The sequence below is a fragment of the Parasediminibacterium sp. HNIBRBA5674 genome, from assembly GCF_056745525.1.
Map to the genome: position 1 here is coordinate 116120 of NZ_JBQWIE010000003.1, position 26774 is coordinate 142893.

Below are 26774 nucleotides of genomic sequence, written 5' to 3' on the forward strand. Positions count from 1 at the left end.
AAAAGCATTTATTTATTTGGCAATTTTTCCGCCATTTAAAGTTCGTATTTTGTATAAACCTGTATGTGCAGTAAGATATAATGTTTTACCATCATCACCCCAAGCCATATTTGCTGGTCTTTCGGGGCCAATAATTTTACCTAAATATTTTCCTTCGGGAGAAATAATCCAAACACCACCAGGTGCAGAAACAAAAATGTTTCCTTTTATATCAATCTTTATCCCATCCAATGCTTCATCATCATCAGTTTGGTTCATATCAAAAAATATTTTCCCATTTTGTAAAGTTCCATCATGCTTTACATCGTAACGCCACAATGTTTTGGTGTGATGGATGTCTGTAATATCCCAATTGCTTACATACAAATATTTTTCATCTGGTGAAAAAGCAATCCCGTTAGGGCCTTTTAAATCAGTAGAAAGCAATTCAGTAATACCGTTTTTAATTCTGTACACACCAGAAAAATTAAGTTCTTTTCTTGTATCGTTAAATGCTTTTGGCAGACCATATGGCGGATCTGTAAAATAAATAGCATCATCAGATTTTATTACCAAATCATTTGGGCTATTCAGTCTTTTACCTTGGTATGAGTTAGCTAATACTATTTGAGGCCCTTTTTTCTCATGACGAATAATGGCGTGGTTGCCATGTTGGCAAACTATTAAACGCCCTTCATTATCTATCGCTAATCCATTACTACCTGGTTGGTGATATTCGCCAATATCTGTACCTGTATAACCTGACTTAGTCATGTACACACCAATATTGCCAAGCTTAGTATCGTATTTGTAAATTATATTTTGATTAGGATCGCTGAATAATAAGTACCCATCAGGATGCCATACCGGCCCTTCGGTAAATTCAAAACCATCCGCCAATTTTTCAATTTTTTCTAAAGGATTGATTACTGTTTTTAAATCACCATCGATAGTGATTATCTGCCCTAAATTTTTCCAATTATCAGGTATTGGCTTTTGGTTGTACACATCTAGTGTTGCACTTCGTATCCACACATAATTATCGGGTATATCAGCAATGGGACCATTGGTTACTAAAACGGCGATATCAAAACTTTCGCCCACTTTAGCATTATCGGTTAGCCATACACGTTGTCTAGCATTCCAACCGCCTATAACGCCATTGTTTCTAGCACCAAATGTTTTATTTAATTTGCCATTTACAAAAACTTCACTGTAATCATCAGCAACAATTTCAAAAATTATTCTTGTGCCTTCGGCAGATATATTGCCAATTTTTTCAGGAATGGTAACTTTTAATTTATACCACACATGACTTTGTAAACCATTGCCACACCTAGTTTCTAAATCATTAGCCGCTACATTTTCCCATTTAGCACTTATAAATTCTGGTGTACCGTATTTTGGGAAAATATTGTTTGTATTTATGGCTTTGCCAGTTGGGTATAGCAGTAGTTTATCATTATCTGATGAACCAGGCGCTTTAAAAGTTGCAGGTACAATAGTAGTAGATAAGCTTTGCCATTGTGCATTTACTAACCCTGTTCCTTCAACAGTTTTAAGATTAATAATAGCATCTGTTTTACCAAAGGACAATTCTCTTAATTCCTGTGCATTTGTTATAAAAAATATTGATAAAAAAGCAATACTTATGATAATCGTTTTTTTCATTTTAATTGCTTTTTTAATCAAATTTTACTGCTATCGCAGCTTTAGCAATTTCGGTATCTTGATCTGCAGATTTAGAACCGCTAACACCAATAGCGCCAATTACTTCACCTTTATAAATAATAGGAACACCACCTTGCAGCATTACAGGCCCAACAGTAGCCAAGGCAAACCTTCCACCATTTAATTTATCTTCAAAATTTTTGGTTTCCATTTTAAAAGCAGCTGCAGTTTTTGCTTTTTCAATAGATACTTCTGAAGCTTTAGGAAAAGTATTGTCCAATCTTTCAAGATATATTACAGTGCCACCTGCATCTACAATTGCAATACTGCCACCAGGTGCATTATTAGCATTAGCATACTTTATAGCTTCTGTAGCAATAGTTTTTGCGGCAGCCAAAGTAAGTTTGTATGTGCTTGTTACCTGTGCTTTCGGTTTACTAATTAAAGCGATACACAGAAAAAAGGCAACAATTATTTTCAACGTTTTCATTTGTTTGATTTTAAGAGGTTAGTTTTTTTCTTCGTAAGATGTTGCAGCAAGACTTGCCTGTGTTTCGTTACCGTGTAAGATGTCGTATTTGGCATCTTTTAAATTAACAGTTGGCCAATTTTTCTCTGCTTTTTTAAGCCTTTTTTTGGGGTTGTTATCCCATAAGCCTTTTGCTTTTGCATTATGATTTACTACAAGATGGCCGTTTGTAAGTTCGTGTGTCCAAACCTGTATTGGGCGTAAGTTGCCTTCTGTAACTGCAACGGCGCAAAAGCCACCGTATAGTGGTGCATATTTAGCTGGGTCTGCATCAAATAGTACTTTATTTTCTGCTGATATAAACCAATATTTTGCCCCTTGAAAAGTGGATTCAAATTTTTTATCGCCTTTTAGGGTTTTATCAGGCATGGTTTGCATAGCTACTACATCGTAGCCACGTAACATACAGCCATTTTCATCAAGATTTAACGTGTATTTACCATCAGAACTTTTGGTGGGTACTTGAGCATTTGCACAAATTATTGTGGCAGAGGCAAGCAAAGCGAAAATTATTTTTTTCATTATTGTGTTTTAATTTTTTAATTATTATTGAGATTGATTGAAATTATTTAATAAAAAGTTATGGTTTTTGTAAAGCCAATAAAGCCTCTAGCCATTATCCTCGAAGCCTGGATATAGCGTCATACCGCCATCTACAAATAAGGATGTACCATTTATATAATCGGCATCATCGCTACAAAGCCAAACAGCCGCTTTACCAATATCTTCTGGTTGCCCAATTCTTTTTTCAGGAATTAATTTTAATAAACTTTCTAAATGTGAAGGAGTATCCCAAGCATCATGGTTAATAGGCGTAGCAATTGCACCAGGACAAATAGAATTAATACGAATTTTTTTTGGTGCAAATTCTTGGGCAATGGTTTTCATCATTAACATCACACCGCCTTTACTTGCAGCATAGTTGGCATGGCCTGCCCAAGGAATCACCTCATGCACACTACTCATACAAATAATTTTACCTGCTGCTCTGCTTTTGGTTTCATCTACACCTCTTCGCAAAAATTCTTTGATGGCTTCACGGGCACAAAGAAATTGTCCTGTTAGATTGATACCTATCACGGTGTTCCATTGGTCAAGTGTCATTTCAGTAAACTTTGCATCTTTTTGTAAGCCTGCATTGTTTATTAAAATATCTACTGTGCCATAGGCAGCAATCGTATCTGTAAACATTTTTATTACCTCGTCTTCTTTACTTACATCACATTGATGTGTTGAAGCTTTACCGCCAGAAGCAATAATAGTTGCAGCAACTTCTTCGGCTGCAGCTTTTGCCCCCTCAAACGGATAATTGATGACAACAGTAGCACCGTTTTTTGCTAGTTCAATAGCACATCCTTTGCCAATGCCGCTTCCTGCACCAGTAATAATGGCCACCTGCCCTTGTAGTTTTAGTTTTGTTTCAGCCATAAATTTAAAGATTGATAGTGTTTGGTAATTATGATTGAAGACTGAAAGGCTTGTAAAATCTTACAGCCGAATTAAAAATTAATGTTCTAGTAACTTAGGTGTATTTCCTTTTTAACAAATGATGCTGCTGCAATTAATTAGTAACCAAAACTGCATGGCCATCAGCATCTCTCACCATAAATGCTTTTGTATAGCCAACATCTTTGCTGTGGAGAGATACAATACCATTTGAGATAAATTTTAATTGTTGGGCCACACATTTTTTATAAACATTCTCAATATCACTAACTGTTATGGTTGTATGCCAATGCCATAAATCGTATACCCGACTTTTTATTGGATATTTTCTACCACCTGGTGGAGCTATGTATTGCAAAAATTCAATTCCAAATCCTTTTGGGGCTTGCATACCAGTAATCCAAAGCCTCGCACCAAATACTTGATTTAAGTGTTCTTGCTCAGTACCATAGTTTTCACTATGCCCGCCAATTGTCATCCCTAGAATGTCTTTGTAAAATTTGTATTGGACATCGGTGTTAGAAATACCAATGGCAGTATGATCAATACCAGCAAAAGTTACAGTAGTATCTGCTTGCCACTTAGGATTGCCTTTACCTTTTGGAAAATTGATCACTTCTAAATTATGACCATCTGGGTCTCTAAAGTAAAATGCACTAATACCTGCTGCAGCTGGCAAATAAACTGGTAATGTTTGCGGTGCGGTAGAAACAAATACTGCCATTTTTTGGTGAATAGCATCAAACGCTTTTTGCATATTAGGCACTACAACTGCAATGTGCTGAAACCACAAGTCATTACTTTTAGAATCCTCAGGAATTAAGGATGAATGGATGTTTTTACCTTTAAAAGATTGTAGTTCCACATATTCTCTACCTATTTGCAGTAATACAGTTTTTACCTCAGTAGTTGCATCGGTAATATTAAACAACTGCCCAAGCACATTATTTTTAAAAACATTGGTTTTTATTTCCTTTGCTCCAAAGGCATCTATATAAAATAACTTAACCTTATCAACATCCGAAACGGTAATGGTAACCTTTTCTACAGATTGAATTTGGGCATTAACTGAAAAAGAAAACAGTAAAAAAGCAAAAATTAGTTTAGGCTGCATCTAGTTTGGTTTTTAGTAAATCACTTTTACTAAAACTCTAGACTTCTACAGCATTAAAACCTTACAGCTTCTCAATAAAATAATTTAGGCCATCAGTTGCTTTATTTGCTTAATAAAAATATTGAAGATGTATATTAACCCAGAAAAATAAGCCGCCAGAATGAACCACATAAAAGATGATTGAAGAATAGCATTGGTGAATAAAAGCCCAACTAAGCAGAGCATTGCAAAAACTAAAGATTTAGCAAATTCGTTTTTAGAGTGTTCGCGTATATCATCGTACTGTTTTTGAAAGCTAGTAATATTTTCTAAATCTTGCTCATATTCTTCAGTATGATTATGATAATCCAATTCTTCAATACAGCTTTTTAATTCTTCAATAGCTGTCATATTGTGCAAGTAAATTTTTCGGATAGATGCATAATGACGTTCTCTTATTTTGCTGTTTAAGGTTTTTGCTTCATCCAATTCTTTATGCAGCGTATAATCTTTTAAAAAATCAAGTTTACTTTCAAATTTTTGTAATTTAAAAGTTGCAAAAGCACCAATTAACCCTGTAAGTGTGGCCACAATAGTAGCTATTGTACTAAATAAAAATGCAAGAATATTGCTATCGGGCATAATGGTGATTTATTAACTGTTTGAAGCAAATTTATTTGTAAAAGTATTTAAGAAAATTTTGTAAGCGCATTTCTAAATAGTCTGCTTGTTGTTTATGAAAAAAATAAAAAGCAAGTTGTCATATCCAACTTGTCATATTTTATTTTATGACAAAACTTTTATGACAAACTTGTAATATTGTGTTTGTCATATTTTTATTTATGACAACTAGAATATGACAAATTAAATTTCAAGTCAACAACGTAATGGAATTTTATGGGGGTAAGTAGTTTTTTGTACGAGAAAATTGGCATTAGCCAACAAGCGTTAGGTGCAATTATTGGTGCTAAACAAAGTACCCTTAGCCGCCACGATAACGATACTAGGGATTTACCATCTGCTGCAAGCATTGCAATAAACGATTTGATTCTTATTACCATTAAATTACCAGATACCGAATTACCTAAGCCAAATGATACTGATAAAGCAGCTATGCTAAAAGAGGCTGAGTGGTGCAAAGCACAGTGTTATTCACTGCAAAAAAAGCTAGATAAAATGCAGTTGCAACAAAAACAAGCAGCCAATATGCTCGCATTTATAGATGCATACAGAAATAAACATACTGAAATAAGTAGTAAAATAGACAATTGGCTTGAAATAATGTTGATGGATGCAGAGAAGAAATTAGCAAAAAATAGTTGGCTAGCCATTAAAAAACTAGAGATTGAAATACAAACGCTATTGCATCAAGCTGAATTATATGAGGCAGCAACTCAAGTTTAAGGACGATTAATTCACTAGACAATAAATTCTACTAACGCTGCGCTATCTGCGAGAAGCTACTAAATCAAATTTCTAGCCTTAATTTCTAAATATTTATTAAGCGTATTTACCGTTAAATTCTTAGGCGCAGTTAAAATACTCATGATGCCATGCTTGTTTAATTCCTTTACAATTTGGCGCTTCTCGTACGCAAATTGTTCTGCAATAGCTTTGGTGTAAACAGCTTCTATATTTTCGGCAGGTCTTGTAATTACACGGTCTAGTTCTGTGTTCTCGAAAAACACGGTTACCAATAAGTGTTGACTAGCAATTTTCCTTAAAAAAGGCAACTGACGCTTCATGCCGCTTAAGCTTTCAAAATTGGTAAACAGCACCACCAAACTACGCTGTGTTACTTTGGTTTTTAGGGTGATGTAGAGCCTTTCAAAGTCTGTTTCTAAATACCTTGTTTTTTGGTTGTACAGCGTTTCTAAAATGGTTTGCATTTGCAGTAAACGCTTATCGGCTTTTACAAATGCGCCTATGCCTTCGGCAAATGTTACCAAGCCAGCTTTATCTTGTTTCATCAATGCTACATTGCTTAATACCAATGATGCATTGATAGAATAATCCAACAAACTCAAGCCTTCAAAAGGCATTTTCATTACACGGCCCTTATCAATGATGCAGTAAATCTGTTGGCTTTTTTCGTCGCTATAAGTATTTACCATTAACTGCCCACTTTTGGCTGTGGCTTTCCAGTTTAGTGTGCGGTAATCATCACCTTGTACGTACTCTTTTATTTGTTCAAATTCCATACTGTGGCCAAAGCGACGAATCTTTTTTACACCAGCTTCACTTAAGCGATTGCTGATAGCCATAATTTGGTACTTACGCAATTCCAAATAAGATGGGTAAACAGGTACTTCAATCGGTTCATCTAACGTAAACCACCGTGTGAAAAAATGAATGGGTGACGCTGCGAACACTCGAATATTACCAAAGCCATAAGCACCACGCTTTACTGGGCGCAATTGGTATGTAATGTGCTTTTGTGAATTGGCATCAACATTCAACTTAAACAACACATCTCTTCTTTGAAACTGGTGTGGAATTTCGTCAATTACTTCAAGGCTAGTGGCAAAGTCATAGCGGTTTTCAATATCAATTCTCACTTCGTTATCGTCACCATTACTAAAGCGCTCAGCCATGGTACGTTTAGCCCAAATGGCGTTCCTTTTACCAAACAACAACAAATAATCCATTACACAAACCACCAAGAAGCCAAGAAAAGCAAGCATTGGAATATCACCTAGCCATGCCACAAAAAAGCGGGTTAGAAATAGTAACATACACAAGAGTATTGCCACATAAAAGCGGGTACTCAAGTATAGTGGTGAGAGATATTTTTTAATCACTGATTGAATGATTGGGATGATTGAATGATGAAAGTATTTCTAATTTGAAAATTGTGATTTGAAATTTCAGCTCCGAGAATTAAAATTTACCGATTGAATTTAATTAATTGGTTTTGAGCTACGCTTACGCCACAACATCTCAAACCATAAATTCCAAATCTCAAATCTACCTAGGTACTTCTACCTTCTTCATCAGTTCTTCAATTACTTGTTTAGGTGTACTGCCTTCCATTTCTTTTTCTGGTGTTAAAATAATGCGATGGCACAATACAGGATACAATACTTTGGTTACATCATCTGGTGTTACAAAATCTCTACCAGCCATTGCTGCTATTGCTTTTGCAGCTTTTAACACAGCTACGCTAGCACGTGGTGATGCACCTAAATACAACGACTTACTAGTACGCGTTTCTTGAATTAATTGGGCGATAAACTGTAATACTTTTTCTTCAATATGCAATTGGCTTACAAGGCCTCTGTAATACTGAATATCAGATGCATTTAACACAGAAAATACTGCATTTGTAAAATGTGTGGTAATACCTTTATTAGCATTTTGTAGAATTAAAATTTCTTCTTCCAATGCTGGATAACCAACTTCTATTTTAAATAAAAATCTGTCTAACTGCGCCTCTGGCAAGCGATACGTACCTTCTTGCTCTACAGGATTTTGCGTAGCCAATACCATAAATGGTTCTTGCAAAAAGTAGGTAATACCATCGTTACTTATTTGGCGTTCTTCCATTACCTCAAATAAAGCTGCTTGCGTTTTGGCAGGCGAACGGTTGATCTCATCTATCAATACAATATTGCTAAAAATAGGACCTTGCTTATAGCTAAAACTACCTGATTGTGGATTGAATACGTTTGTACCCAATACATCGCTTGGCATTAAATCTGGCGTAAACTGAATACGGCTAAAAGGCACATTAATACAACGTGCTACTAGCTTTGCCGCCAATGTTTTGGCCACACCTGGCACACCTTCTATCAATACATGACCTTCAGCTAAAATGGCTGTGAGCAATAGCTCTACCATTGCATCTTGACCTACTAATACTTTGGCAATTTCTGCTTTTACAGCAGCCATTGCTTGCTGTATTGGTGTTGTGTCTATGATATTTTCCATAATAATGATTGCTATATCTGTTACTTAAATGATGGTTGTTTATTCAAAAAAATTATTGCTAACTCGCTTTTGCTTCTTTATAAAAATTATCAATTCTATCGCTTATTTCTAATAGCATTTTATCGCTTACTGCATGTGTTTCCACCACACTTACATAATGAATAAGGCTTTCAATATGCCCTGCCCCTACACCACTTTTCTTTACTAATAATTGCACAAAATCATCGTTAAGTACCAAGGTAGACATTTGAAAGCGCAGCCTTACAAAATCTAGCCAATGTTGTAGTTTTTTGTAAGCAATAGCCTTGTTATCTTTTTGATGAAAATACACACCAGCAATGGTTTTAACAAAGTCAACCGTAGCATTTTGTAATGGCGTGATGATAGGTATGATGCGCTGCTTACGTTTGATGTTGAACAACACATACAACAACATAGCTGCTATTGCAAGGCGTAAAGCCCATCGCAGATATTCATTCTCTAAAAATACACGCAATGGTGTAGCAGCCCCTGCCCTACCAAGCTTGTAATATTCATCCCAAATTACAGTAGTTACCGTTGGTGGCACAAAACTTAAGGCCGTAGCTGTATAGTTTGCGTTACCATCTTTGGCAATAAAATAATTGCTAAACACCAATGGTGTAGCATGCACAAAAAAAGCGCCTTTGCCACAATTTACCTTTATAAAATTGGCTTTGCCTTTATCGTTTGTACCCAATACAACTGTGCTATCTGGTCGTTTAATGCTATCGAAATAATTATTTACAATAGCCTTGCTAGACGTATAATTTTTAAGTGCTCTTACAGATGGACTTACAAAGTTGATGGCACTAGAATCTTTGATATTAAAAGTGTAAAAATCAGTTATTGTAATGCCTAAAGTGTCTCTTAATTTCTTGGTTAATTCATTCGCTGAGACAAACAAATAGTTGCCATCTTCTACAAATTTACAGGCTGCTGCAACATCTAAAGTATCTGTACCAAGTTCAGGCGAAATAGCAAAATAAGCCGTTTGCTCAAATGATTCATCATTCAGTTTAGTGTACAATGGATCTCTACTAATAGAAACAGTAGCATTAGGAAATATGTGCTGCAATTGATGATACACAATGTAAGCACCAAAAGGATTTTTATCTTTTTGGCTAAGTGTAACCGTCCAATCAAGTGGCTTGGGTTTATATATCTGTGCGAGTATGTACAATACCAACAACAACACAGACACTATTAATGAGAATTTATAGCTTTTCACGACTGTATTTGTTGTTGAAATTGAATAAATGATTGTTGTGCATCGGCAAATTGCTCGTTGCTAATATTGGCTTCGCCATACCAAACTCTATCGAAATAATTGGTAAGCTGAATAAAACTATTTTGCTGATGATAGCCTGTTAATTCTTGCACATAAGTAGCATTGGTTTTATTAATGCGCCAATCGATAAGCCCATTATCTGTTAACTGTTTCAGCGTTTGTAAATACAATAAACGCACCGCTAAACGATAATTATTATTAGCAATGGCTTTTTCAATTGCAGCTTTAAAATCTAGCTCATGAATATTCTCTTCATCTACTTGATAAGCTAATGAAGCATCACCATTTTTTCCAAAAAAGCCCGACTTACTCATGCCTGTAAACTTGTACACAAAAAAGCCCAATACGCCTAACGCAATAGCAGGTAGCCACCATTTAAAAAACTGTTTACCACCTTTTGTAGATAATAATTGGTCAATAAATTTCCAAAATTTTCGCCATATTCTATCCCACCAAGTTTCGGTTTGCATAGGCATTTCTTCGTACACAAAAGCTTGGTCTTTTTTATAGCTAGAATCGTTAAAAGGCCTTACCGTTACTGTACTTGAATCTAGTACCAAAGGTTTCTGATTTGCAATAGCAAATTGCCCTAGCGACATAAAAAGAATAAACAAACAAAAATATTTCAGCACTTGGTATTGTTGTAATGAATTAATACTGTTCTTCAATAGCATCCTCTTGCTTACTACCCAAATTATCTATACGTTCTAGCAAGCCGCTACCATCTAGGCGCTCAACAAGATTATAATAATTTAAAGCAACAGATACTGCAAAAATCACATAAAAAATATGGGTAAAGATGTTGAGCGTGCCACTAAAAATACCAGCTACGGCGGCTAAATCTTTTGTAGTAAAATACGAAACAACACCAGTTAATGCACTTACTATAACACCAATAATACCAGCGGAAATACCATAGATAAGATAGCTTATTAGGTAAATACCCAATGACTCCCAATAATTGTCTCTAATCAAATTAAAGCACCTGCTAAAACCATCTGTAAAAGAAGCCTCTTCTACAACATAGATTAGTGTAAATGGTGCAAATACCACAACGAAATAGAAAAAAGGTACAACGCAAAATAAAAAGCTAATACCTGTAATAATTGTATAGATGATGGTATAAAAAAATATTGGCACTACAAAACGCAATGACTCTTTCCAAACCTCTTCAATAGTTGGTGATACTTTTCCTTTTTGAGTATATAATTTAAAGTAAACAGCAATTACTATGTGCATAATCACATAGCTAAGTGTACCTAGAAACAGTATTAGAAAATAATTCAAGTTAAACACATCACTTAAACCTCTTTGCTGATAATCTAGCCCTTTAAAAATGCGCATGAATCCTATCATCGATTCTCGCTGATAAAGACCACCTATAACACTACTTAATACTATAAATATACCACAAATAGCAATGTAGCAGCCAAGCAGTGGCTTAAATTCTTGCTTAATAAATTGAAAAGTATCATTGAGGTTATCACTGAAATTTCTCAGTTTTCTGAGTTCCATTTTTTGGCCATCCATGCGTTAAAGTTTTTTTCGTTTGATGTTTCTAAAGCTGTAGTAGAAGTTGTATTTATTTTCTTGTGTAATTGTATAGGATAAATTACAAAATACCAAATAATGAATGTAAATGATGTACCTAGAATCAATAAACTCGTCCATACAGGCATATTACTGTAACGTGTAACAAAGCCTTCAAAAAAAGCAGCAACAATAAATAATGGCACTAAGCCTATTACTATTTTAAGCCCATCTTTTGCGCCACGTAGTAAACTTTCTGTTCTTGTAAATGTGCCAGGAAATAAAAAACTATTGCCCATAATTAAACCAGCAGCACCAGCAATAATAATGCTCCACAGTTCTAATGTACCATGAATAAATACAACGAGAATAAACTTAGTACCAAGCCCTTTTGCAATAAACATGTATTGAAAAGCCCCCATCATAATACCATTACTAAATAACATCCAAATACTACCAACCGAAAAACAAATACCTAACACGTATGTAATTAAAGATACTTTGATATTGTTACTAGCAATTTGTACAAACATAGAAAATTGGCTACCACCTTTATATACACCAAATGGATCGCCTTTTTCAATATTATCTAGCGTCATATTCACATAGCTATCACCAAGAATAAGCCGTATAAAACTATCATCATATTTAGCACTTAGCGCACCCATTAAACTAAACACCACAAAAAATAAAAAGGCATACAAAAACTGCTTGTGATAGTATTTAAAAAGATACGGTAATTCAAACTGCCAAAACCACCAAACACGGCCTTTTTTCTCTTTTTTATTTTTATAAATTTCTACATGAAACTTTGCCGCTAAACCGTTTAGATAACGTGTGGTATTACTTTTTGGGTAAAAAGTTTTTGCATAGCTCAAATCATCAGTTATTTCTACAAATTGATTTGCCAACTCATCAGCAGAAAGACGTCTTTTTACATCTTCTTCAAATTGCTTCCATTTATCTGCATTTTGTTTTAAAAAAACCGCTTCTCTCATCAAAAAAGTATTAACACCTTAAAAATAATGCTTGGTGATATATAACGGATGAATAAATTGATATTTATTTGTAACAAGTTAATTTTTATGAGCAAAATTTCGATACTTACTCCACAAAACATTGAATTAGAATACGACTTAGCAAGTGTAGGCGATAGAATTGTAGCCACCATTGTAGACAGGCTAATTATAATTGCATATGCAATTATATTACTAGTTGTAGCTACTCAAGGCAATTTTAGCGGCGATATTATGCAACTATACATTTTTGTTGCTAGTTTACCTGCCATGTTGTACTCGTTACTTAGCGAAGTATTTATGAATGGACAAACGCTAGGCAAACGTATAATGAAAATAAAAGTCATTAGCATCAATGGTAATCAACCTTCATTTTCACAATACTTAATGCGCTGGCTTTTTAGAATACTAGATTTATGGATGACTGGCAGCATTTTAGCTGTAGTAATGGTAGCTGTAAATGAAAAGCGCCAAAGACTTGGCGATATCGTTGCTGGTACAACACTTATTAAAACAACACCTGGAACTACAATCAACGATACGTTATACGTACCTGTTGCCGAAACAAATTATAGAGCTACTTACCCTGAAGTTATTAATCTTAAAGACGGTGATATACAGTTAGTAAAAGAAGTAATTTTAAACGTACACAAAAGCGGCAATACAATGTTAGCTTATCAAACCATGCAAAAAATTGAAACAGTTTTAAGCATAAAAAGCCAACATGAGCCGCTTACTTTTTTATATGCTGTACTGAGCGATTATAACCACTTATCAATAATTATAAATTAAGCCTTTTAAAAAATGCAGATAACAGCAAAAGCAGTAATTCAAAAACGGGTTATTGCTTTTTTTTGCGTCATTGTATTTGTTTGAATTTTTTTATGAAAAAATATTTTTCCACAAACACAATATGTAGTACTTTTACTACACAAGTGTTTCATTTATACCAAATTTGATTGCTTTAACCATCCAGTAACCCTAAGAAAACCGTTTTCCAAATACCCTTAAAAGTATTCAACCATGAAACGAGTTTTACTTATCAACACTTTTTTTTGTTTATCGCTATTAATTACGGTAGACACCTCTGCATTTTATATGACTGACCCATCAAAAAAAATTGAGTCAAAAAAATCAGGTCATTACTTTAATGATGTTGCTGAAATAGATGCAGCATCAACAGTGTACTTGCGCCGCAACTATGTTTATACTTACGATGAAGCCATAAGTACAAGAAAAAGACTTGAAAAATTACTAGAATCTGATCCTCAGTCTCTTAGTATTCGTTGGGCTTTAATGCGTTACTATGTTAGTGCTTCAAACTTTGTAGGCGGTTGCGATGCAAAAGCTATAGAACAAGCAAGATGCATTTATGGTACTGACAACTATATTGGCTGCCTTGCTTACGAGTTTGTTTACAACAGACTTAAGAAATTTGACAAAGCAGAGTTTTGGTACAAAAGGTCTTTAGTAGCTGCGCAAATGCGTGACAAAGAAGATTTTGAATGGAAAGATATTGTGTACAATAAAACAGCACAGACTGATGTAAAAGTAGTAGGCGCTTTTAACAACAATACTTCGAATCAATTATACGAAAACAACGATGCTACTTACAGCCGCAGAGTTGCTACTAAGACAAAAGTAGGTAGCTATAAACTTATTGTAGACGATAGAACAACAATTGAAAGACAATAATTAACAATAACAGTATCTTCATCGCACAAATGAAGCATACTTTACAACTAATATTTCTTCTTTTTACAAGCAGCATTATCACAGCACAAACAGTGGGTGGTAATGCTGCTTTTAGTTTTATGGGCTTACCAAATGCAGCACAAGTAAGTGCAATTGGTGGTGTTAATGTGTCTAATATTAGTAACGATGTAAGTTATAGTTTTAATAATCCTGCATTACTACGAAAAGAACAACACCTACAAACAAATGCTAGCTTCAATAACTTTTTAGCAGGCATAAAAAATTACAGTTTAACCACCGCTTTTTATGCTCATAAGCCAGACGTAACTTTGGGTTTTGGAGTTAATTATTTAAGCTATGGCAGCATTACACAAACTGATGCTATTGGTAATATTTACGGCACATTTATCCCAACAGATTATGTAGCACAAGCAATGCTTTCAAAGCAATACAAAGAGCGCTTTTGGCTTGGTGCCACTTTAAAATACATTAACAGTAGCTATGGCCAATATAAAAGTAGTGCGGTTGCAACTGATATTGGCTTAACCTATTTTGATTCAAGCAATTATTTACAAATAAGTTTGGTAGCAAAAAACATTGGTGCACAATTACGTAATTACACTAACACAAATACAAAGGAAGAATTGCCGTTTGATATTCAGCTAGGCATCACTAAACGATTGGCAAAAGCACCTATTCAGTTCTCAATTACTGGCCATCATTTACAGCAACTAGTAATAAGTTACAACGATAGTGCTTTTAACGCGAGTGAAGGCAATACACAACAAGCCACAACCCTTGACAATATTCTATCACACTGGGTATTTGCTTCGCAAATATTTATAGGCGATAAGCTTGAACTTGGTGTAGGTTACAACTTTTTAAGGGCCAAAGATTTAAGCGTTTATGGCCTTACTAACTCGCTAAATGGCTTTAGTATGGGTGTAGGCATTAAACTGAAAAAGCTACAAATTAATTATGGTACAGGCTTTTATCAACGTAATTTATTTCATCAAATAGGGCTCAATTTTAATTGGAAAGGTGAGCTTTAGTTTGAGGTTTGGGGTTTATAAGTTTAAGGTTTAACAGTTCAGAATTTTATTTTTTCAACTCACATTTCACCTTTCACAATTAACTTTTTACATTGCTAAAATCTCGCTACTAATTTCAAATTGATTAGCCTTGGTGTTAGTCTATTAGGCAGTGTAAATGTATTGTTCTGAAAATCTTTAATCAGCAAATAACTAATCGTGTTGGCTCTATCGATAATGTTAAATACTTCAATACTAGCCCAAATACTTTGAAAGTTTTTAAAAGGCGAATGGCTACGTTTTGCGGCTTTTTCGCCATCTAATAGCAAAGCGCTAAAGCCCATATCTACACGTATGTAAGGCTCTATAGTTAAAGCGTTACGGTACTTTACACTATTAGGAATATTGTATGGTAAATTGCTGCCGTACAAGGCATTCATGTAAAACTTTAAGTTCTTGTTGGTACTCATATAGTCTTGAAAAAACAAGCCAAACGTTATCATTCTGTCTGTTGGTCTACGTACATAACCTACATTGGTTCTAATGCTATCAGCAATCACTTGGTCGGTACTATTTGCAGTAATTATTTCGCCTGCGGCATTTTTATACTGTTGGTAAAAGAAGTTATCAATTTTCTCTCTCGTATTCATTAAACCAAAGCTCACCCAACTTTCTGCATCTTTTACTAGCTCGCCATAGAGCCTTGTTTCAAAACCAATAGCATAGGCTTTTGCACTGTTTTCGCCAAAGTAGCGCACACGCACATTATCTACATCGTAAGGCACAACATCAGTCATACTTTTATAATAAGCCTCTGTAGTAATTCTTGCAGGGCGCTGAAACAATTTAAAATTATAGTCTAAACCAGCACTTACTTGCCAGCTTTTCTGTGCTTTTAAATTGGTATTTACTGTACCATCATATCTACGCAATTCTCTGTAAAAAGGTGGTTGGTTATAAATACCTGCTGATGCTTTTATAATCACATCTTTTTGCCACTTTTTTGGCTTGAAAGAAATACCCATTCTTGGCGAAATCAGTAATTCATTATTTAAAGTATTGTAGTTGTATCTAGCACCAATTTGCAGTATCACGTCAGATGAATCTTTAAACTGAATATTATCTTGAACATAGCCACTAAAGCGCATAATGTTCAAATCACTTTTGCCTTTCAACACACTATATAATTGCAGGCTAGAAGGATTGTAAGGCAACGAATAACCAGCACTATCGTTGTACTGCCATTCATTCAATTTATCTGAAATAACCTGTTGCTCAATTGAATTGCCCCATTGCAAATAATGCTTCCCCTTATCTAAACTGCCTTTGTGCGAAGCGTTCCAAACATCAATGTTTAAGCTATTTCTGCTGTAATTTAAAAATACACCAGCACCTAACGGATTGACTATTAAACCATAAGATGCCTTACTTTTATCAAAATCTCTTTCGCCAAATAAATAGGCCGCAGTAATATCTTTATTCTCTTCTTCGGTATCATTAAATCTGCTCAACATCCACTTTAACTTCAAGTTTTTTCTTGGTTGATAAGTAGCTGATAAACCAACAAAATTGGTAGCGTATTTATCTTTTTCTTGCCCTTCAAAATAGATGTCTAAGCCAAGATTTGCCGAAAATACATTTGAGAAAACAGACGAGGTGAGTTTGCTTGATTCTGGATATAAAGTGAACTTTGTGGCCGATACATTTGCCAACACTTCAAGTAACCACTTCTCACTTGCTTGGTAAGTAATTAACCCTTGCAAATCGGATGAAGAAGGGATATAATTACCTTTAGTTTCCTGGCTACTTAATAGGTTACGTGTGCTTCTATTTCTTACACCAAAATTGTAGGTTACCTTACCCTTTGCACCAATGCCTTCTAAATGCAAACCTTGCTCTAGTAAACCAATATAAGCACTGCCACCAAAGGCTTTCGGCTTTTTGTAAGTAATATCTAGCACACTACTCATCTTGTCGCCATACTTAGCTTGATAACCACCATTATAAAACTTTACATTACCAGTCATTTCAGGGTTAATAAAACTCAATCCCTCTTGCTGACCACTACTTACCAAATACGGTCGGTAAACTTCAAAATCGTTTACGTAAATCAAATTTTCATCGTAGCTACCACCACGTACCGAATACTGGCTTGTTAATTCATTATTACTGCCAACAAATACTTTTATCAAACTTTCAATACCACCGATAGGTGAAGGATTGACCAAGCTTTTTTGAGCATCAATAGATACAGTACCAGATTCGCCCCTTTTCACTCTGTCGTCTTTTACAGTCACTTCTTGTAACTGCGTGGCGGTTGTACGTTCAAGTTTTATCAAAACGGTTTCAACCTCACCAATATTTAACAAAAAGTTCTTTTGCACAGGTTGATAACCATTAAAAGAAAACACCAAAGCAAATGGCTTTTTGGGTGTTACATCAATACTAAATGAGCCATTTTTATCGGTAATAGTACCTTTCTGCTTATTTAAAATTTGTACCGAAACACTTTGTAAAGGCTGGTCATTTTCATCAACCACCTTGCCTGAAACCTTTGTTTTCTGCTGTGCAAATGCTTGAGAGATAGTTAATAGTAATATAACAATGACAGAAGTAAAACGCATGTATTTTTGATTATTGATGGGTTGAAGATAGGGATTGTAATAATTTCATGCACAAACAAGCATGTTGTATCAAAATTATCTTTACCTTAGACTATCGCAAACAACATTTTTTTTAGAAAAAAAACAATTTATGAAGAAATTATTTACATTATTTTTTTTGGCTTTTGCAAGTACTTCATTTGCGCAATTTACAGTTGGCAACTTAGTAATTTACAGAGTTGGTGATGGCAGTGCAGCGTTAGCAAGCACTGGTACTGCTATTTTTTTGGATGAGTATACACCAGCAGGTACTTTAGTACAATCAGTTCCTTTACCCACAAGCGTTACAGGCAATAATAAACGTGTTGTAGCTAGTGGAACTGCAACAAGTGAAGGTTCTCTTACAAGATCTGCTAATGGTTTATATCTTATTGCGACAGGTTATGATGCTGCAACAGGTACCGCTTCAGTCGCGGGTTCAACATCTGCTTCAACAGCAAGGGTTATCGCAACAATTGACAACAATAAAAATATAAATTCTTCAACAGCATTGTCAGATTTCAGTAGTGGTAATAATATTAGAGGTGCCGCTTCTGTTGATGGTAATTCATTTTGGGTAGTTGGCGGTGCAACAGGTGTTTCTAATGCTGCTTTAGGTGCAACTACATCAACCGTTGTTTCGAGTACATTAACAAGCATTAGAACTATAAATATTGCTAATGGACAATTATATATTTCAACCGCTTCAGGCACCGCAATAAGAATTGGCGCTGTAGGTTCAGGATTACCTACAACAACAGCACAAACAATTACTGCGCTACCAGGAACACCTACTTCTGGTGGCAGCCCTTACAACTTTTTCTTTGCTGATTTAGATGCCACAGTTGCAGGACCAGATGTACTATATATAGCAGACGATGGCAGTGGTACTGGCTTACAAAAATATTCATTAGTAAATGGTAGCTGGGTATCAAATGGCAATGTTGTATTAAGTGGCGCAAGAGGTATCACAGGAGTTGTATCTGGAAGTACAGCTACCTTGTATCTTACTAATGGTACAAGTTTATCAACACTCACTGATAACTCTGGTTATAACACCTCTATTACAGGTAGTTTTACAAGTATAGCAACAGCTGCAACTAATACAGCTTTTCGTGGTGTTGCCCTTGCACCTACTTCTGTTGCGCTCCCTGTAAATCTTACAACTTTTACAGCATCTTTAATTAATAACCAACCACAAGTAAATTGGGCAACTTCTAACGAAACCAATTTTGATTATTTTGGTGTAGAAAAAAGCTTTGATGCTAAAAATTTTGCAGAAATTGCTAGAGTAGCTTCTAATAAAGCAGGTAATGGTAGCACTTACCAATATGCTGATATCAACAAAACCTTAAGCACGCAATTCTACAGATTGAAATTGGTAGATAACGACGGTACTTTTAAATACAGTAGCGTTGTTGCTGTAAATGCTAAACCTACTATCAGCTTGGCTTTATATCCAAATCCTGTAACCAATACAATCATCCTTTCTCACCCTAAAGCAATTGCAGGAGCAGCAATAAAAGTTACAAGTATTGATGGTAAAATATTATCTACACTAAATGTGCAAACTGGTGCTACACAAACTAGCATTGATGCAACAAGATTTATAAAAGGTAACTATGTTGTAAGTTTTGTAAATAATGGTGTTGCTTCTACTACACAATTAGTAAAACAATAGTCAATAAACAAAAAAAATTGAGGCCCTGCATAGATTAACCTATGCGGGGCTTTTTTTGGGTCTGTAATAGACAGAATATAAAGTATAATTAAAAAAACAAGTACAAGTAATTATTACCATTCTGTTATGTTATTTTGAAAGAAAACTGAACTTACTTTTATAGGATAAATTCGTGAAAAATTACTAAAAGCTTATGCAATCCTTATTTTCACTCAAAAAAATTGTCACTTTAATTTTTTTTATTTGTAGCTGGTCATTATGTTTTGCAGGTACTATAAAAGGTAAAATTACGGATGCCAAAACTGGTGAGCCATTAATTGGTGCCATTGTACAAATTGAAAAAGGCGGAAAAAAATTTACAACATCTGTTAATTTAGATGGTTCATACACATTGAAAAACATACCAGCAGGTAGGTATACTATTAAAATAAAATATGCAGGCTATAAAAGCAGTAACGAAGTAGAAATTACTGTAAAAACAGAAAACGACGTTATTGCTTTTAATAATAACCTTACAAGCGATGAAGCAGAGCTAGACCAAGTAACCGTTAAAACCAGCAGCAATAAAGAAAGCGATAACGCTGTACGCAGGCTTGAGAAGAATGCAGACATTGTACAAAATATATTATCTCAAAAAGCTATTGAATTATCGCCAGACGTAACTGTTGCTAATGCCTTGCAACGTATAAGTGGGGTTACTGTACAAAGAAGTAGCAGTGGCGAAGGTAGATACGCCATTATACGTGGTATGGATCAACGCTACAATAGTACATTGGTAAATGGCGTTAAAATTCCTAGCCCAGACGATAAGTTTAGATATGTACCGCTAGACCTTTTTCCTAGTGATATTATTGAGCGCCTAGAAGTAGTTAAAGCCTTAACACCAAATATGGAAGCAGATGCCATTGGTGGTGTAATGAATATGGTTATGAAAAGTGCCTCAAATAAAAAAACGTTTAATGTATTTGCAGCTACTGGGCAAAATGCACTTTTTAACGATAGACCGTTTTACACCATTGACCACCATGTAATCAACAGAAAAGATCCAGCAGCCATAAACGGTTCAAATTATATAGCTACAAACATCGATTTCCCTAGAAACAATCTTGATTTACAAAAAAGAGTAGATCCAATCAATTTTCAGTCTGGCCTAACTTTTAGCGATAGATTTTTTAATAAAAAACTAGGCTTTATAGTAGCACTTAGTTTTCAAAATAATAATAGAGGGTCTGACAATATATTCAATCAGCAAGATGCGCAACCGACTTATCGTAACAACGTAAATGGCATTGTTGGTAATAATTATAACAACTCAGCCAAATTTAGCGATGCATTTATCCGTCAATATTCTACCCAAAATCAACGCTTTGCCATTAACAATAAATTTGACTACGTAATCAATAGTAATAACAAAATTTCTTTGTTTAACTTATACGTTCGTTTAGATGAATTTCAGGCGCGTTATTCAGTAGATAGCAACGTAGCAACCAATCCTGGACAAATTACTTACAATACCAGAACAAGATGGCAAATACAAAGTATTTATAACTCAACACTACAAGGTGAGCATAATTTATCTAGCAATTTAAAACTTACTTGGAGCGGTGTTTACTCAATTGCCAAACAAGACGTGCCCGATCAGGCAAGCTTTAATACAACCAATTTTGCAATAAATGGTGTACTTCAAAATAAGCAAGACGAGCTTAAAGGCATGACCAGAATATGGGCTAATAACTCTGATAAAGATTATGCTGGCTACCTAAATTTAATTTACAATAAAGAAATAGCAGGTAGAAAAGTTGAAATTAGTGTAGGTGGCTTATTTAGACATAAAGACAGAGATAATTACTATAACTCATACAATTTATCTGCTAGTGGTAGCACACAAGCCTTCACAAACATTTTTGCAGCAGACTATAAATTTAACCCAGTAGGTGCAGGTGCACCTAATTTAAATACGCCTAACACATATACAATAATCGAAGAAATAACAGCAGGCTATGGCCAGTTTAAATTTATGGCTACAAAAAAGCTACAAATTTTGGGTGGTGCAAGAATTGAATACACCAATCAAAATTATAATACCGCAGCACCAGATCAATATAATTATAAATATGGTCATTTATATTATACCGATGTATTGCCAAGCTTACATTTTAAATATCTACTTACAGATAAACAAAATTTAAGAGCCTCATATTTTAGCAGTTTAGTTAGGCCAGGCTTTTTTGAAATAACACCATATTATTTAGATGGTACAGAAGATCAATATCCTGTACAAGGTAATCCCACTTTAAAACATACAACAGCCGATAACTTTGATGTTAGATACGAACTTTTTCCAAATGGTAGCGACCAAGTATTAGCTGGTGCATTTTACAAAACCATCCACAACCCTATTGAAACTGCTTTTCTTACCAAATTAATAACTGGTGGCAATTCTGGTACAAGTACTGCTATTTTAACTCCTCAAAACTTTGGTGATGTTACAAATTATGGTTTTGAATTAGTGGTAAGTAAATTTATTGGTCAGTTTGGTGTAAATGCAAATTATACTTACACGCATTCAGCAATAACTACAAGTAAGAACTATTTTTACTACGATACAACGCTTAACCCAAGCAGAGGAAATACCAAAGTAATAGACCAAACAAGACCAATGCAGGGGCAAGCCAATCATATTGGTAATGTATCTTTTATTTACAAGAATCCTAAAATTGGCTTAGATGTACAATTGGCTTATGTGTATACTGGCGAAAGAATTGCTTTAGTATCTAGCTACTACGAATTAGATACATGGCAAGCACCTTACAATCAATTAGATTTATCATTTGATGTAAAAATTAGCAAAAAAGTATCTTTTTATAGCAAGATTAATAACCTTACTAACTCTAAAACGAGGTATTATATTAAGCAACCATACATTTTAGCTAATACACTTAACAGGATTCCTGGTCAGGATAATCCAGACAGTCAAATTTTTGTACAAAGAGATACTTATAAACTTTCTTATTTGTTTGGTCTTCGTTGTAAATTTTAATAACATCTTAAAACTAAAATAATGAAAAAAATAATTCAAACACTAATCATCAGTAGTTCTTTATTAGGGCTTTTAGCTGGTTGTAAAAAAGATGGTGAAGGTCAGGCTGCTGTAGATAATGGCAACTTATACATTTACACACCACCACCTGCAAAACCAATTAGCGATGCTGCACCGTTGTGTGGCAGTATTTCAGGTACCATGCTTGCTGGCAAAACTTATACTGTAAGTTGCGATGTATTTGTAAACCCAGGCGATAGCTTAATAATAGAGCCAGGTGTACGTGTCAACTTTCAAAACCAAGCAGGCTTAATTGTACAAGGAAATTTATTTTCTTTAGGCACAGCAGAAAAACCAATTTATTTAACCGTAACTGGCCAAACAAAAACAGATGCACCAGTTGTTGGTTACAGTGCTAGTAAAGATTCGGCATTTGCAGGTAAATGGAAAGGTGTAATAGGTGATAAAACTTGTAAATATTTAATTTGCAAATGGACACATATTGAATATGCAGGCGCATTATTAGGCAATACTGTAGCGCCATTACTAGGTTTAGCAGCTACAGATAATTCTTATGGTGTATTCTTTTCTAATAGCGCTGGCTATTTTGTTTTTGAAGATTCATGGATTTATGGTGCCGTAGACGATGCTATACGTGTTGCTGGCTCAGGTGGTAATTTCGCTATTTTTAGAAGCACTTTTGAAAAATGTGGTAAAAGTGGTGGTGATGTATTGAATGTAAAAGCTGGTGGCATTGGCGATATGGCTTATAACTTTTTCATTGGCAATGCAACGAATGCTTTAAAGGCTGCAAATTCTGGTAGTGGCCCAGGCATTAACAATTGCGAAGTGCGTATATACAATAACACATTAATTAGTGGCGGCTGGCGCCAAACTAAATCTGGGCGTGGTGGTTCAATCAACTTTGAAAAACTAGCTTATGGTCAAGCATTTAATAATTTAATAGTGAATTGTAGATGGGGCTTGCGCCTAAGCAGCGATATACCAGATACGGCTTACATGTACAAAGGCAACTATGGTTATAATTTCTATTGGGCTGAAAATACGACCATTGCTAATCAAATTTTTCCTTATACACCTGGTGCAGTTACAAAACCTGTAGCTACTGATTTGCCAAATCCGTTCAGTTATTTACCTGCCAATTATGCTTACACACCATGCGTGGCTTATGATGGTACAAAAGCTGTGCAAGCACTTGACCCACAATTTTATAATTTTCCATTGCCTATTCAGGGCGGATATGCTGCACAAGACATAACGGCTATTGGCAATTTTAAATTTACGCTAAAATCAACTTCCCCTTGTATTGGTAAAGGCTATACTAATTTTAGACCAATGAAAGTGGTGCCAGTAGATGTGAAATATGGTATTACATCTTACTCAGAGCCTGGAAAAGATATTGGCTGCTATCAATTTGATGGAACTGGAAATCAACATTACTAAATATTTTTATTGCCCAAAGCCAGCATTTTATTACATAGTAACATAGAAAAAATTAAGGACACATAGTAAGAGCTATGTGTCTTCTTTATAACAACTGTAACTATGTTTTTAATCAACTAAAAATAAATCATGTTAAAAAAAATCCTATCAATCGCAACCTTATCAGTTGTTTGCTTATCAGCAATCGCTCAAGAAAGCAACTATAAAAAAGAGGCAGAAACAGGGCATAAAGTACCCGAAATTGCTGGGCTAAAAACGGTAAAAAAGTCGTTAAACTTTTTGGTAATGGGTGATTGGGGCCGCCATGGTGAACCTTATCAAAAAGCTGTTGCTGCGCAAATGACAAGTGCTACAGTTGGGGTTGATGCTTCTTTTATTATTGCAACAGGTGACAATTTTTATCCTAAAGGTGTTGCCAGCGTTACTGACCCAAGTTGGAAAACTTCATTTGAAGACGTTTACTATCAACACCCTTTATTTATAGATTGGTATGTAGTTTTAGGCAACCACGACTACAAAACTAATCCTGATGCAGAGGTAGAATACAGTAAAGTAAGTGCACGGTGGCACATGCCTACGAGGTATTATAGTGTAATAAAAACTTTGCCAGATGGCAGTAAAGCAGAGTTCTTTTTTATAGATAGTAGTCCTTTTCAAACAGATTATTACAGCGATGAAGAATATGGCCCTAAAGTAGCAGCAACTGATACGACAGCACAAAAAAAATGGTTAGAAGCTGAACTAAAAAAAAGCACAGCTATTTGGAAATTTGTGGTAGGTCATCACCCTTTGTACAGTGCTGGAAAGCGTAAAGGTAAAACTGGTGATATGCTTAATAGCTTTGCCCCTTTATTTGAGAAATATAAGGTAGATGCTTATTTCTGTGGTCACGAACATCAACTTGAGTTTGACCAGCCAGATGACTATCACTTTGTAGAATTTATTTCTGGTGCCGGTGCCGAAGCTACACCTGTTACATCTGCACCTTACGCAAAATTTGTAGCGCAAGATTTTGGTTTTCTGACTGCATCAGTAACTGCTAGAGACATGCTAATTCAATTTATCAATTCAGAAGGTAAAATTTTATATACTACCACGATTAGCAAAAAATAAAAACACCGTTCAATACATTATCCTTTTTCAATCAGCTCAAGATTAATCTTGGGCTGATTGCTTTAATGCAGCTATTGTTGCTAAAGGATTTGCTGAATTAAATACAGTGCTACCAGCTACCAACACATCTGTACCAGCTTGCACTAATGCACTTGCATTTTCAAGCGTTACACCACCATCAATCTCAATTAAGGTATTCAATCCTTTTGCATTAATCATTTGCTTTAACAAACGAACTTTTTCAAGTGTTTGAGGTATAAAATGCTGCCCACCAAATCCTGGGTTAACACTCATGATGAGTACCATATCTACATCTTGTAACACATTTTCTAAAAACCCTACCGATGTGTGTGGATTTAAAGCCACGCCTGCCTTCATACCAAGGCTTTTTACTTGCTGAATATTTCTATGTAAATGCGTACAAGCTTCGTAATGCACTGTTAAAATATTTGCGCCTGCCTGCTTAAATGCTTCTGCATATTTCTCTGGCTCTTCTATCATCAAATGCACGTCAAATATTTTGGTAGTGGTTTTACGCAACTGCTGAATAATTGGTAGACCAAAGCTAATATTAGGTACAAAACGTCCATCCATCACATCTAAATGAAACCATTCTGCCTCGCTAGCGTTAAGCATGGCTGCTTCATCTTCTAATCGTAAAAAATTACTGGCTAATAATGAGGGGGCTATAATGGGCATATTTTATTGTTTAATTTGTTTCTGGTTATTGGTTGCTATTACTGCTCATAGCACCATGATTGCTGCCCGAAGCACCATAATTACTTTTCTAATAGTATAAAAAAGCTATTGTAGCCTTTTAATACTCGCTTCGGCTTATTGTAAAGTTTTATCTAGTGCCAATGCCTGCTGATATAATTCTATAGCCTTTGCTTTATTACCCTTTGCCTCAAAACATTTGCCTTGCCAATAATAAGCACCTGCATAAGTGCTGTTCACAGCTGCTACTTTTGAAAATACAGCTATGGCCTCGTCGAATTTCTTATCATCAAAATAAGTAAAACCCTTTTCCATGTAGGCATCTATAAAAGTATAATTGCTCACAATGCTTTTATCAAAATAGCCAATGGCTTGTTGACTTTTACCAGTTCTTGAATAATAAACACCCCTAAGGAAGTTCGTATAACTATCATATTCTCTACCCAATCTAAAATTATCAACTTCATCGCAGAGCGCTAAAGCTGCTATATTTTTTGTTTCTACTAAAAGATTAATCACAGCTAATAAACCATCAGGTGAGCGATAAATTTTTAAGGCGTTTTGATAGCTACCAATAGCTTTAATTGTATCGCCAGCATGTTCATATATTTTACCAAGCTTAAACCAAAGGCCGTAATTACCTTTATCTTTTAAAATTAAACTATCCATTTGCGCAATGGCTGTTGGATAATCACCTACACTATCAAGTGCATCTATATAGTTAAACCGTAAACCAGCACTATCTCTATTTTCGGCTACAGCCTTAGCCATTTTTTTTATAAAAGCCGCATCTTTACTAGGTTTACCATTATTAGCAGAGTCATTATTCTTACAACTAACTGCAAGCATCACAAGCATCAAAATACAAAAATTCACAGTACGCATGCA

The 26774-nt window shown here is 35.0% G+C and carries 23 protein-coding genes; 8 read left to right on the forward strand and 15 right to left on the reverse strand.

Annotation, left to right across the window (positions count from 1 at the left end):
* Positions 1-12: 12 nt before the first annotated feature.
* From ACT9TX_RS02760 to ACT9TX_RS02785, 6 genes are all read right to left on the reverse strand, one after another.
* Complete coding sequence (locus ACT9TX_RS02760; RefSeq protein WP_481336675.1) at positions 13-1650, reverse strand: SMP-30/gluconolactonase/LRE family protein; 1638 nt, start codon at positions 1648-1650, stop codon at positions 13-15.
* A gap of 13 nt (positions 1651-1663) precedes the next feature.
* On the reverse strand, positions 1664-2140 hold the full coding sequence (locus ACT9TX_RS02765) for a GlcG/HbpS family heme-binding protein (RefSeq protein ID WP_481336676.1): 477 nt from the start codon (positions 2138-2140) through the stop codon (positions 1664-1666).
* 18 nt (positions 2141-2158) lie between these two features.
* Positions 2159-2701, reverse strand: coding sequence for a YHS domain-containing (seleno)protein (locus ACT9TX_RS02770; RefSeq protein ID WP_481336677.1), 543 nt, complete (start codon positions 2699-2701; stop codon positions 2159-2161).
* Positions 2702-2788: 87 nt separating this feature from the next.
* Positions 2789-3607, reverse strand: coding sequence for a glucose 1-dehydrogenase (locus tag ACT9TX_RS02775; RefSeq protein WP_481336678.1), 819 nt, complete (start codon positions 3605-3607; stop codon positions 2789-2791).
* Positions 3608-3740: 133 nt separating this feature from the next.
* Positions 3741-4739, reverse strand: a complete 999-nt coding sequence (locus ACT9TX_RS02780) for a VOC family protein (RefSeq protein WP_481336679.1) — start codon at positions 4737-4739, stop codon at positions 3741-3743.
* Positions 4740-4823: 84 nt separating this feature from the next.
* Positions 4824-5360 (reverse strand): hypothetical protein, encoded by a 537-nt coding sequence (locus ACT9TX_RS02785; protein WP_481336680.1) that lies wholly within the window; start codon positions 5358-5360, stop codon positions 4824-4826.
* Positions 5361-5615: 255 nt separating this feature from the next.
* Here ACT9TX_RS02785 and ACT9TX_RS02790 point away from each other — a divergent pair, with 255 nt between their 5' ends.
* Positions 5616-6122, forward strand: a complete 507-nt coding sequence (locus ACT9TX_RS02790) for a hypothetical protein (protein ID WP_481336681.1) — start codon at positions 5616-5618, stop codon at positions 6120-6122.
* 59 nt (positions 6123-6181) lie between these two features.
* Here ACT9TX_RS02790 and ACT9TX_RS02795 read toward each other — a convergent pair whose 3' ends face one another.
* The 6 genes from ACT9TX_RS02795 to ACT9TX_RS02820 form a co-directional block, all read right to left on the reverse strand.
* On the reverse strand, positions 6182-7453 hold the full coding sequence (locus ACT9TX_RS02795) for a DUF58 domain-containing protein (RefSeq protein WP_481336682.1): 1272 nt from the start codon (positions 7451-7453) through the stop codon (positions 6182-6184).
* Between the two features lie 232 nt (positions 7454-7685).
* Complete coding sequence (locus tag ACT9TX_RS02800) at positions 7686-8648, reverse strand: AAA family ATPase (protein WP_481336683.1); 963 nt, start codon at positions 8646-8648, stop codon at positions 7686-7688.
* Between the two features lie 58 nt (positions 8649-8706).
* Positions 8707-9897, reverse strand: coding sequence for a DUF4350 domain-containing protein (locus tag ACT9TX_RS02805; RefSeq protein ID WP_481336684.1), 1191 nt, complete (start codon positions 9895-9897; stop codon positions 8707-8709).
* The gene (locus ACT9TX_RS02810; protein WP_481336685.1) at positions 9894-10556 is read right to left on the reverse strand and encodes a DUF4129 domain-containing protein; all 663 of its coding nucleotides are present in this window, start codon (positions 10554-10556) and stop codon (positions 9894-9896) included. Before ACT9TX_RS02810 ends, ACT9TX_RS02805 begins: the two co-directional genes overlap by 4 nt.
* Before the next feature lie 52 nt (positions 10557-10608).
* The gene (locus tag ACT9TX_RS02815) at positions 10609-11487 is read right to left on the reverse strand and encodes a hypothetical protein (protein WP_481336686.1); all 879 of its coding nucleotides are present in this window, start codon (positions 11485-11487) and stop codon (positions 10609-10611) included.
* Positions 11454-12485: a stage II sporulation protein M gene (locus tag ACT9TX_RS02820; RefSeq protein ID WP_481336687.1), complete on the reverse strand. Its 1032-nt coding sequence runs from the start codon at positions 12483-12485 to the stop codon at positions 11454-11456. Before ACT9TX_RS02820 ends, ACT9TX_RS02815 begins: the two co-directional genes overlap by 34 nt.
* Positions 12486-12572: 87 nt before the next feature.
* On the opposite strand from ACT9TX_RS02820, the gene ACT9TX_RS02825 reads away from it, so the two are divergent.
* The 3 genes from ACT9TX_RS02825 to porQ all read left to right on the forward strand — a co-directional run bounded on the left by ACT9TX_RS02825 (position 12573) and on the right by porQ (position 15250).
* Positions 12573-13295 (forward strand): RDD family protein, encoded by a 723-nt coding sequence (locus tag ACT9TX_RS02825; protein WP_481336688.1) that lies wholly within the window; start codon positions 12573-12575, stop codon positions 13293-13295.
* Positions 13296-13526: 231 nt separating this feature from the next.
* Positions 13527-14198: a hypothetical protein gene (locus ACT9TX_RS02830; RefSeq protein WP_481336689.1), complete on the forward strand. Its 672-nt coding sequence runs from the start codon at positions 13527-13529 to the stop codon at positions 14196-14198.
* 29 nt (positions 14199-14227) lie between these two features.
* Positions 14228-15250 (forward strand): type IX secretion system protein PorQ, encoded by a 1023-nt coding sequence (gene porQ, locus ACT9TX_RS02835; protein WP_481336690.1) that lies wholly within the window; start codon positions 14228-14230, stop codon positions 15248-15250.
* Between the two features lie 95 nt (positions 15251-15345).
* On the opposite strand, the gene ACT9TX_RS02840 is transcribed toward porQ, so the two are convergent.
* Complete coding sequence (locus ACT9TX_RS02840; RefSeq protein WP_481336691.1) at positions 15346-17853, reverse strand: TonB-dependent receptor; 2508 nt, start codon at positions 17851-17853, stop codon at positions 15346-15348.
* 130 nt (positions 17854-17983) lie between these two features.
* Between ACT9TX_RS02840 and ACT9TX_RS02845 the strand changes: the two genes are divergently transcribed.
* The 4 genes from ACT9TX_RS02845 to ACT9TX_RS02860 all read left to right on the forward strand — a co-directional run bounded on the left by ACT9TX_RS02845 (position 17984) and on the right by ACT9TX_RS02860 (position 25169).
* Entirely contained in the window at positions 17984-19552 is a 1569-nt protein-coding gene (locus ACT9TX_RS02845) for a T9SS type A sorting domain-containing protein (protein ID WP_481336692.1), read from the forward strand.
* A 193-nt stretch (positions 19553-19745) separates the two neighbouring features.
* A complete protein-coding gene (locus ACT9TX_RS02850) occupies positions 19746-22592 on the forward strand; it encodes a TonB-dependent receptor (protein WP_481336693.1) in 2847 nt (948 codons plus the stop codon).
* A gap of 21 nt (positions 22593-22613) precedes the next feature.
* Complete coding sequence (locus tag ACT9TX_RS02855; protein ID WP_481336694.1) at positions 22614-24056, forward strand: hypothetical protein; 1443 nt, start codon at positions 22614-22616, stop codon at positions 24054-24056.
* Between the two features lie 129 nt (positions 24057-24185).
* Entirely contained in the window at positions 24186-25169 is a 984-nt protein-coding gene (locus ACT9TX_RS02860; RefSeq protein WP_481336695.1) for a purple acid phosphatase family protein, read from the forward strand.
* Between the two features lie 42 nt (positions 25170-25211).
* Here ACT9TX_RS02860 and rpe read toward each other — a convergent pair whose 3' ends face one another.
* Both rpe and ACT9TX_RS02870 read right to left on the reverse strand, forming a co-directional pair.
* Positions 25212-25868 (reverse strand): ribulose-phosphate 3-epimerase, encoded by a 657-nt coding sequence (rpe, locus tag ACT9TX_RS02865; RefSeq protein ID WP_481336696.1) that lies wholly within the window; start codon positions 25866-25868, stop codon positions 25212-25214.
* Between the two features lie 135 nt (positions 25869-26003).
* Positions 26004-26771, reverse strand: coding sequence for a tetratricopeptide repeat protein (locus ACT9TX_RS02870; RefSeq protein ID WP_481336697.1), 768 nt, complete (start codon positions 26769-26771; stop codon positions 26004-26006).
* Positions 26772-26774 lie beyond the last annotated feature (3 nt).

Coding starts and splice junctions, on each gene's coding strand:
- ACT9TX_RS02760 (WP_481336675.1), bottom strand. CDS start 1,650: ATGAAAAAAACGATTATCATAAGTATTGCTTTTTTATCAATATTTTTT.
- ACT9TX_RS02765 (WP_481336676.1), bottom strand. CDS start 2,140: ATGAAAACGTTGAAAATAATTGTTGCCTTTTTTCTGTGTATCGCTTTA.
- ACT9TX_RS02770 (WP_481336677.1), bottom strand. CDS start 2,701: ATGAAAAAAATAATTTTCGCTTTGCTTGCCTCTGCCACAATAATTTGT.
- ACT9TX_RS02775 (WP_481336678.1), bottom strand. CDS start 3,607: ATGGCTGAAACAAAACTAAAACTACAAGGGCAGGTGGCCATTATTACT.
- ACT9TX_RS02780 (WP_481336679.1), bottom strand. CDS start 4,739: ATGCAGCCTAAACTAATTTTTGCTTTTTTACTGTTTTCTTTTTCAGTT.
- ACT9TX_RS02785 (WP_481336680.1), bottom strand. CDS start 5,360: ATGCCCGATAGCAATATTCTTGCATTTTTATTTAGTACAATAGCTACT.
- ACT9TX_RS02790 (WP_481336681.1), top strand. CDS start 5,616: ATGGGGGTAAGTAGTTTTTTGTACGAGAAAATTGGCATTAGCCAACAA.
- ACT9TX_RS02795 (WP_481336682.1), bottom strand. CDS start 7,453: ATGTTACTATTTCTAACCCGCTTTTTTGTGGCATGGCTAGGTGATATT.
- ACT9TX_RS02800 (WP_481336683.1), bottom strand. CDS start 8,648: ATGGAAAATATCATAGACACAACACCAATACAGCAAGCAATGGCTGCT.
- ACT9TX_RS02810 (WP_481336685.1), bottom strand. CDS start 10,556: ATGTCGCTAGGGCAATTTGCTATTGCAAATCAGAAACCTTTGGTACTA.
- ACT9TX_RS02815 (WP_481336686.1), bottom strand. CDS start 11,487: ATGGATGGCCAAAAAATGGAACTCAGAAAACTGAGAAATTTCAGTGAT.
- ACT9TX_RS02820 (WP_481336687.1), bottom strand. CDS start 12,485: ATGAGAGAAGCGGTTTTTTTAAAACAAAATGCAGATAAATGGAAGCAA.
- ACT9TX_RS02825 (WP_481336688.1), top strand. CDS start 12,573: ATGAGCAAAATTTCGATACTTACTCCACAAAACATTGAATTAGAATAC.
- ACT9TX_RS02830 (WP_481336689.1), top strand. CDS start 13,527: ATGAAACGAGTTTTACTTATCAACACTTTTTTTTGTTTATCGCTATTA.
- porQ (WP_481336690.1), top strand. CDS start 14,228: ATGAAGCATACTTTACAACTAATATTTCTTCTTTTTACAAGCAGCATT.
- ACT9TX_RS02840 (WP_481336691.1), bottom strand. CDS start 17,853: ATGCGTTTTACTTCTGTCATTGTTATATTACTATTAACTATCTCTCAA.
- ACT9TX_RS02845 (WP_481336692.1), top strand. CDS start 17,984: ATGAAGAAATTATTTACATTATTTTTTTTGGCTTTTGCAAGTACTTCA.
- ACT9TX_RS02850 (WP_481336693.1), top strand. CDS start 19,746: ATGCAATCCTTATTTTCACTCAAAAAAATTGTCACTTTAATTTTTTTT.
- ACT9TX_RS02855 (WP_481336694.1), top strand. CDS start 22,614: ATGAAAAAAATAATTCAAACACTAATCATCAGTAGTTCTTTATTAGGG.
- ACT9TX_RS02860 (WP_481336695.1), top strand. CDS start 24,186: ATGTTAAAAAAAATCCTATCAATCGCAACCTTATCAGTTGTTTGCTTA.
- rpe (WP_481336696.1), bottom strand. CDS start 25,868: ATGCCCATTATAGCCCCCTCATTATTAGCCAGTAATTTTTTACGATTA.
- ACT9TX_RS02870 (WP_481336697.1), bottom strand. CDS start 26,771: ATGCGTACTGTGAATTTTTGTATTTTGATGCTTGTGATGCTTGCAGTT.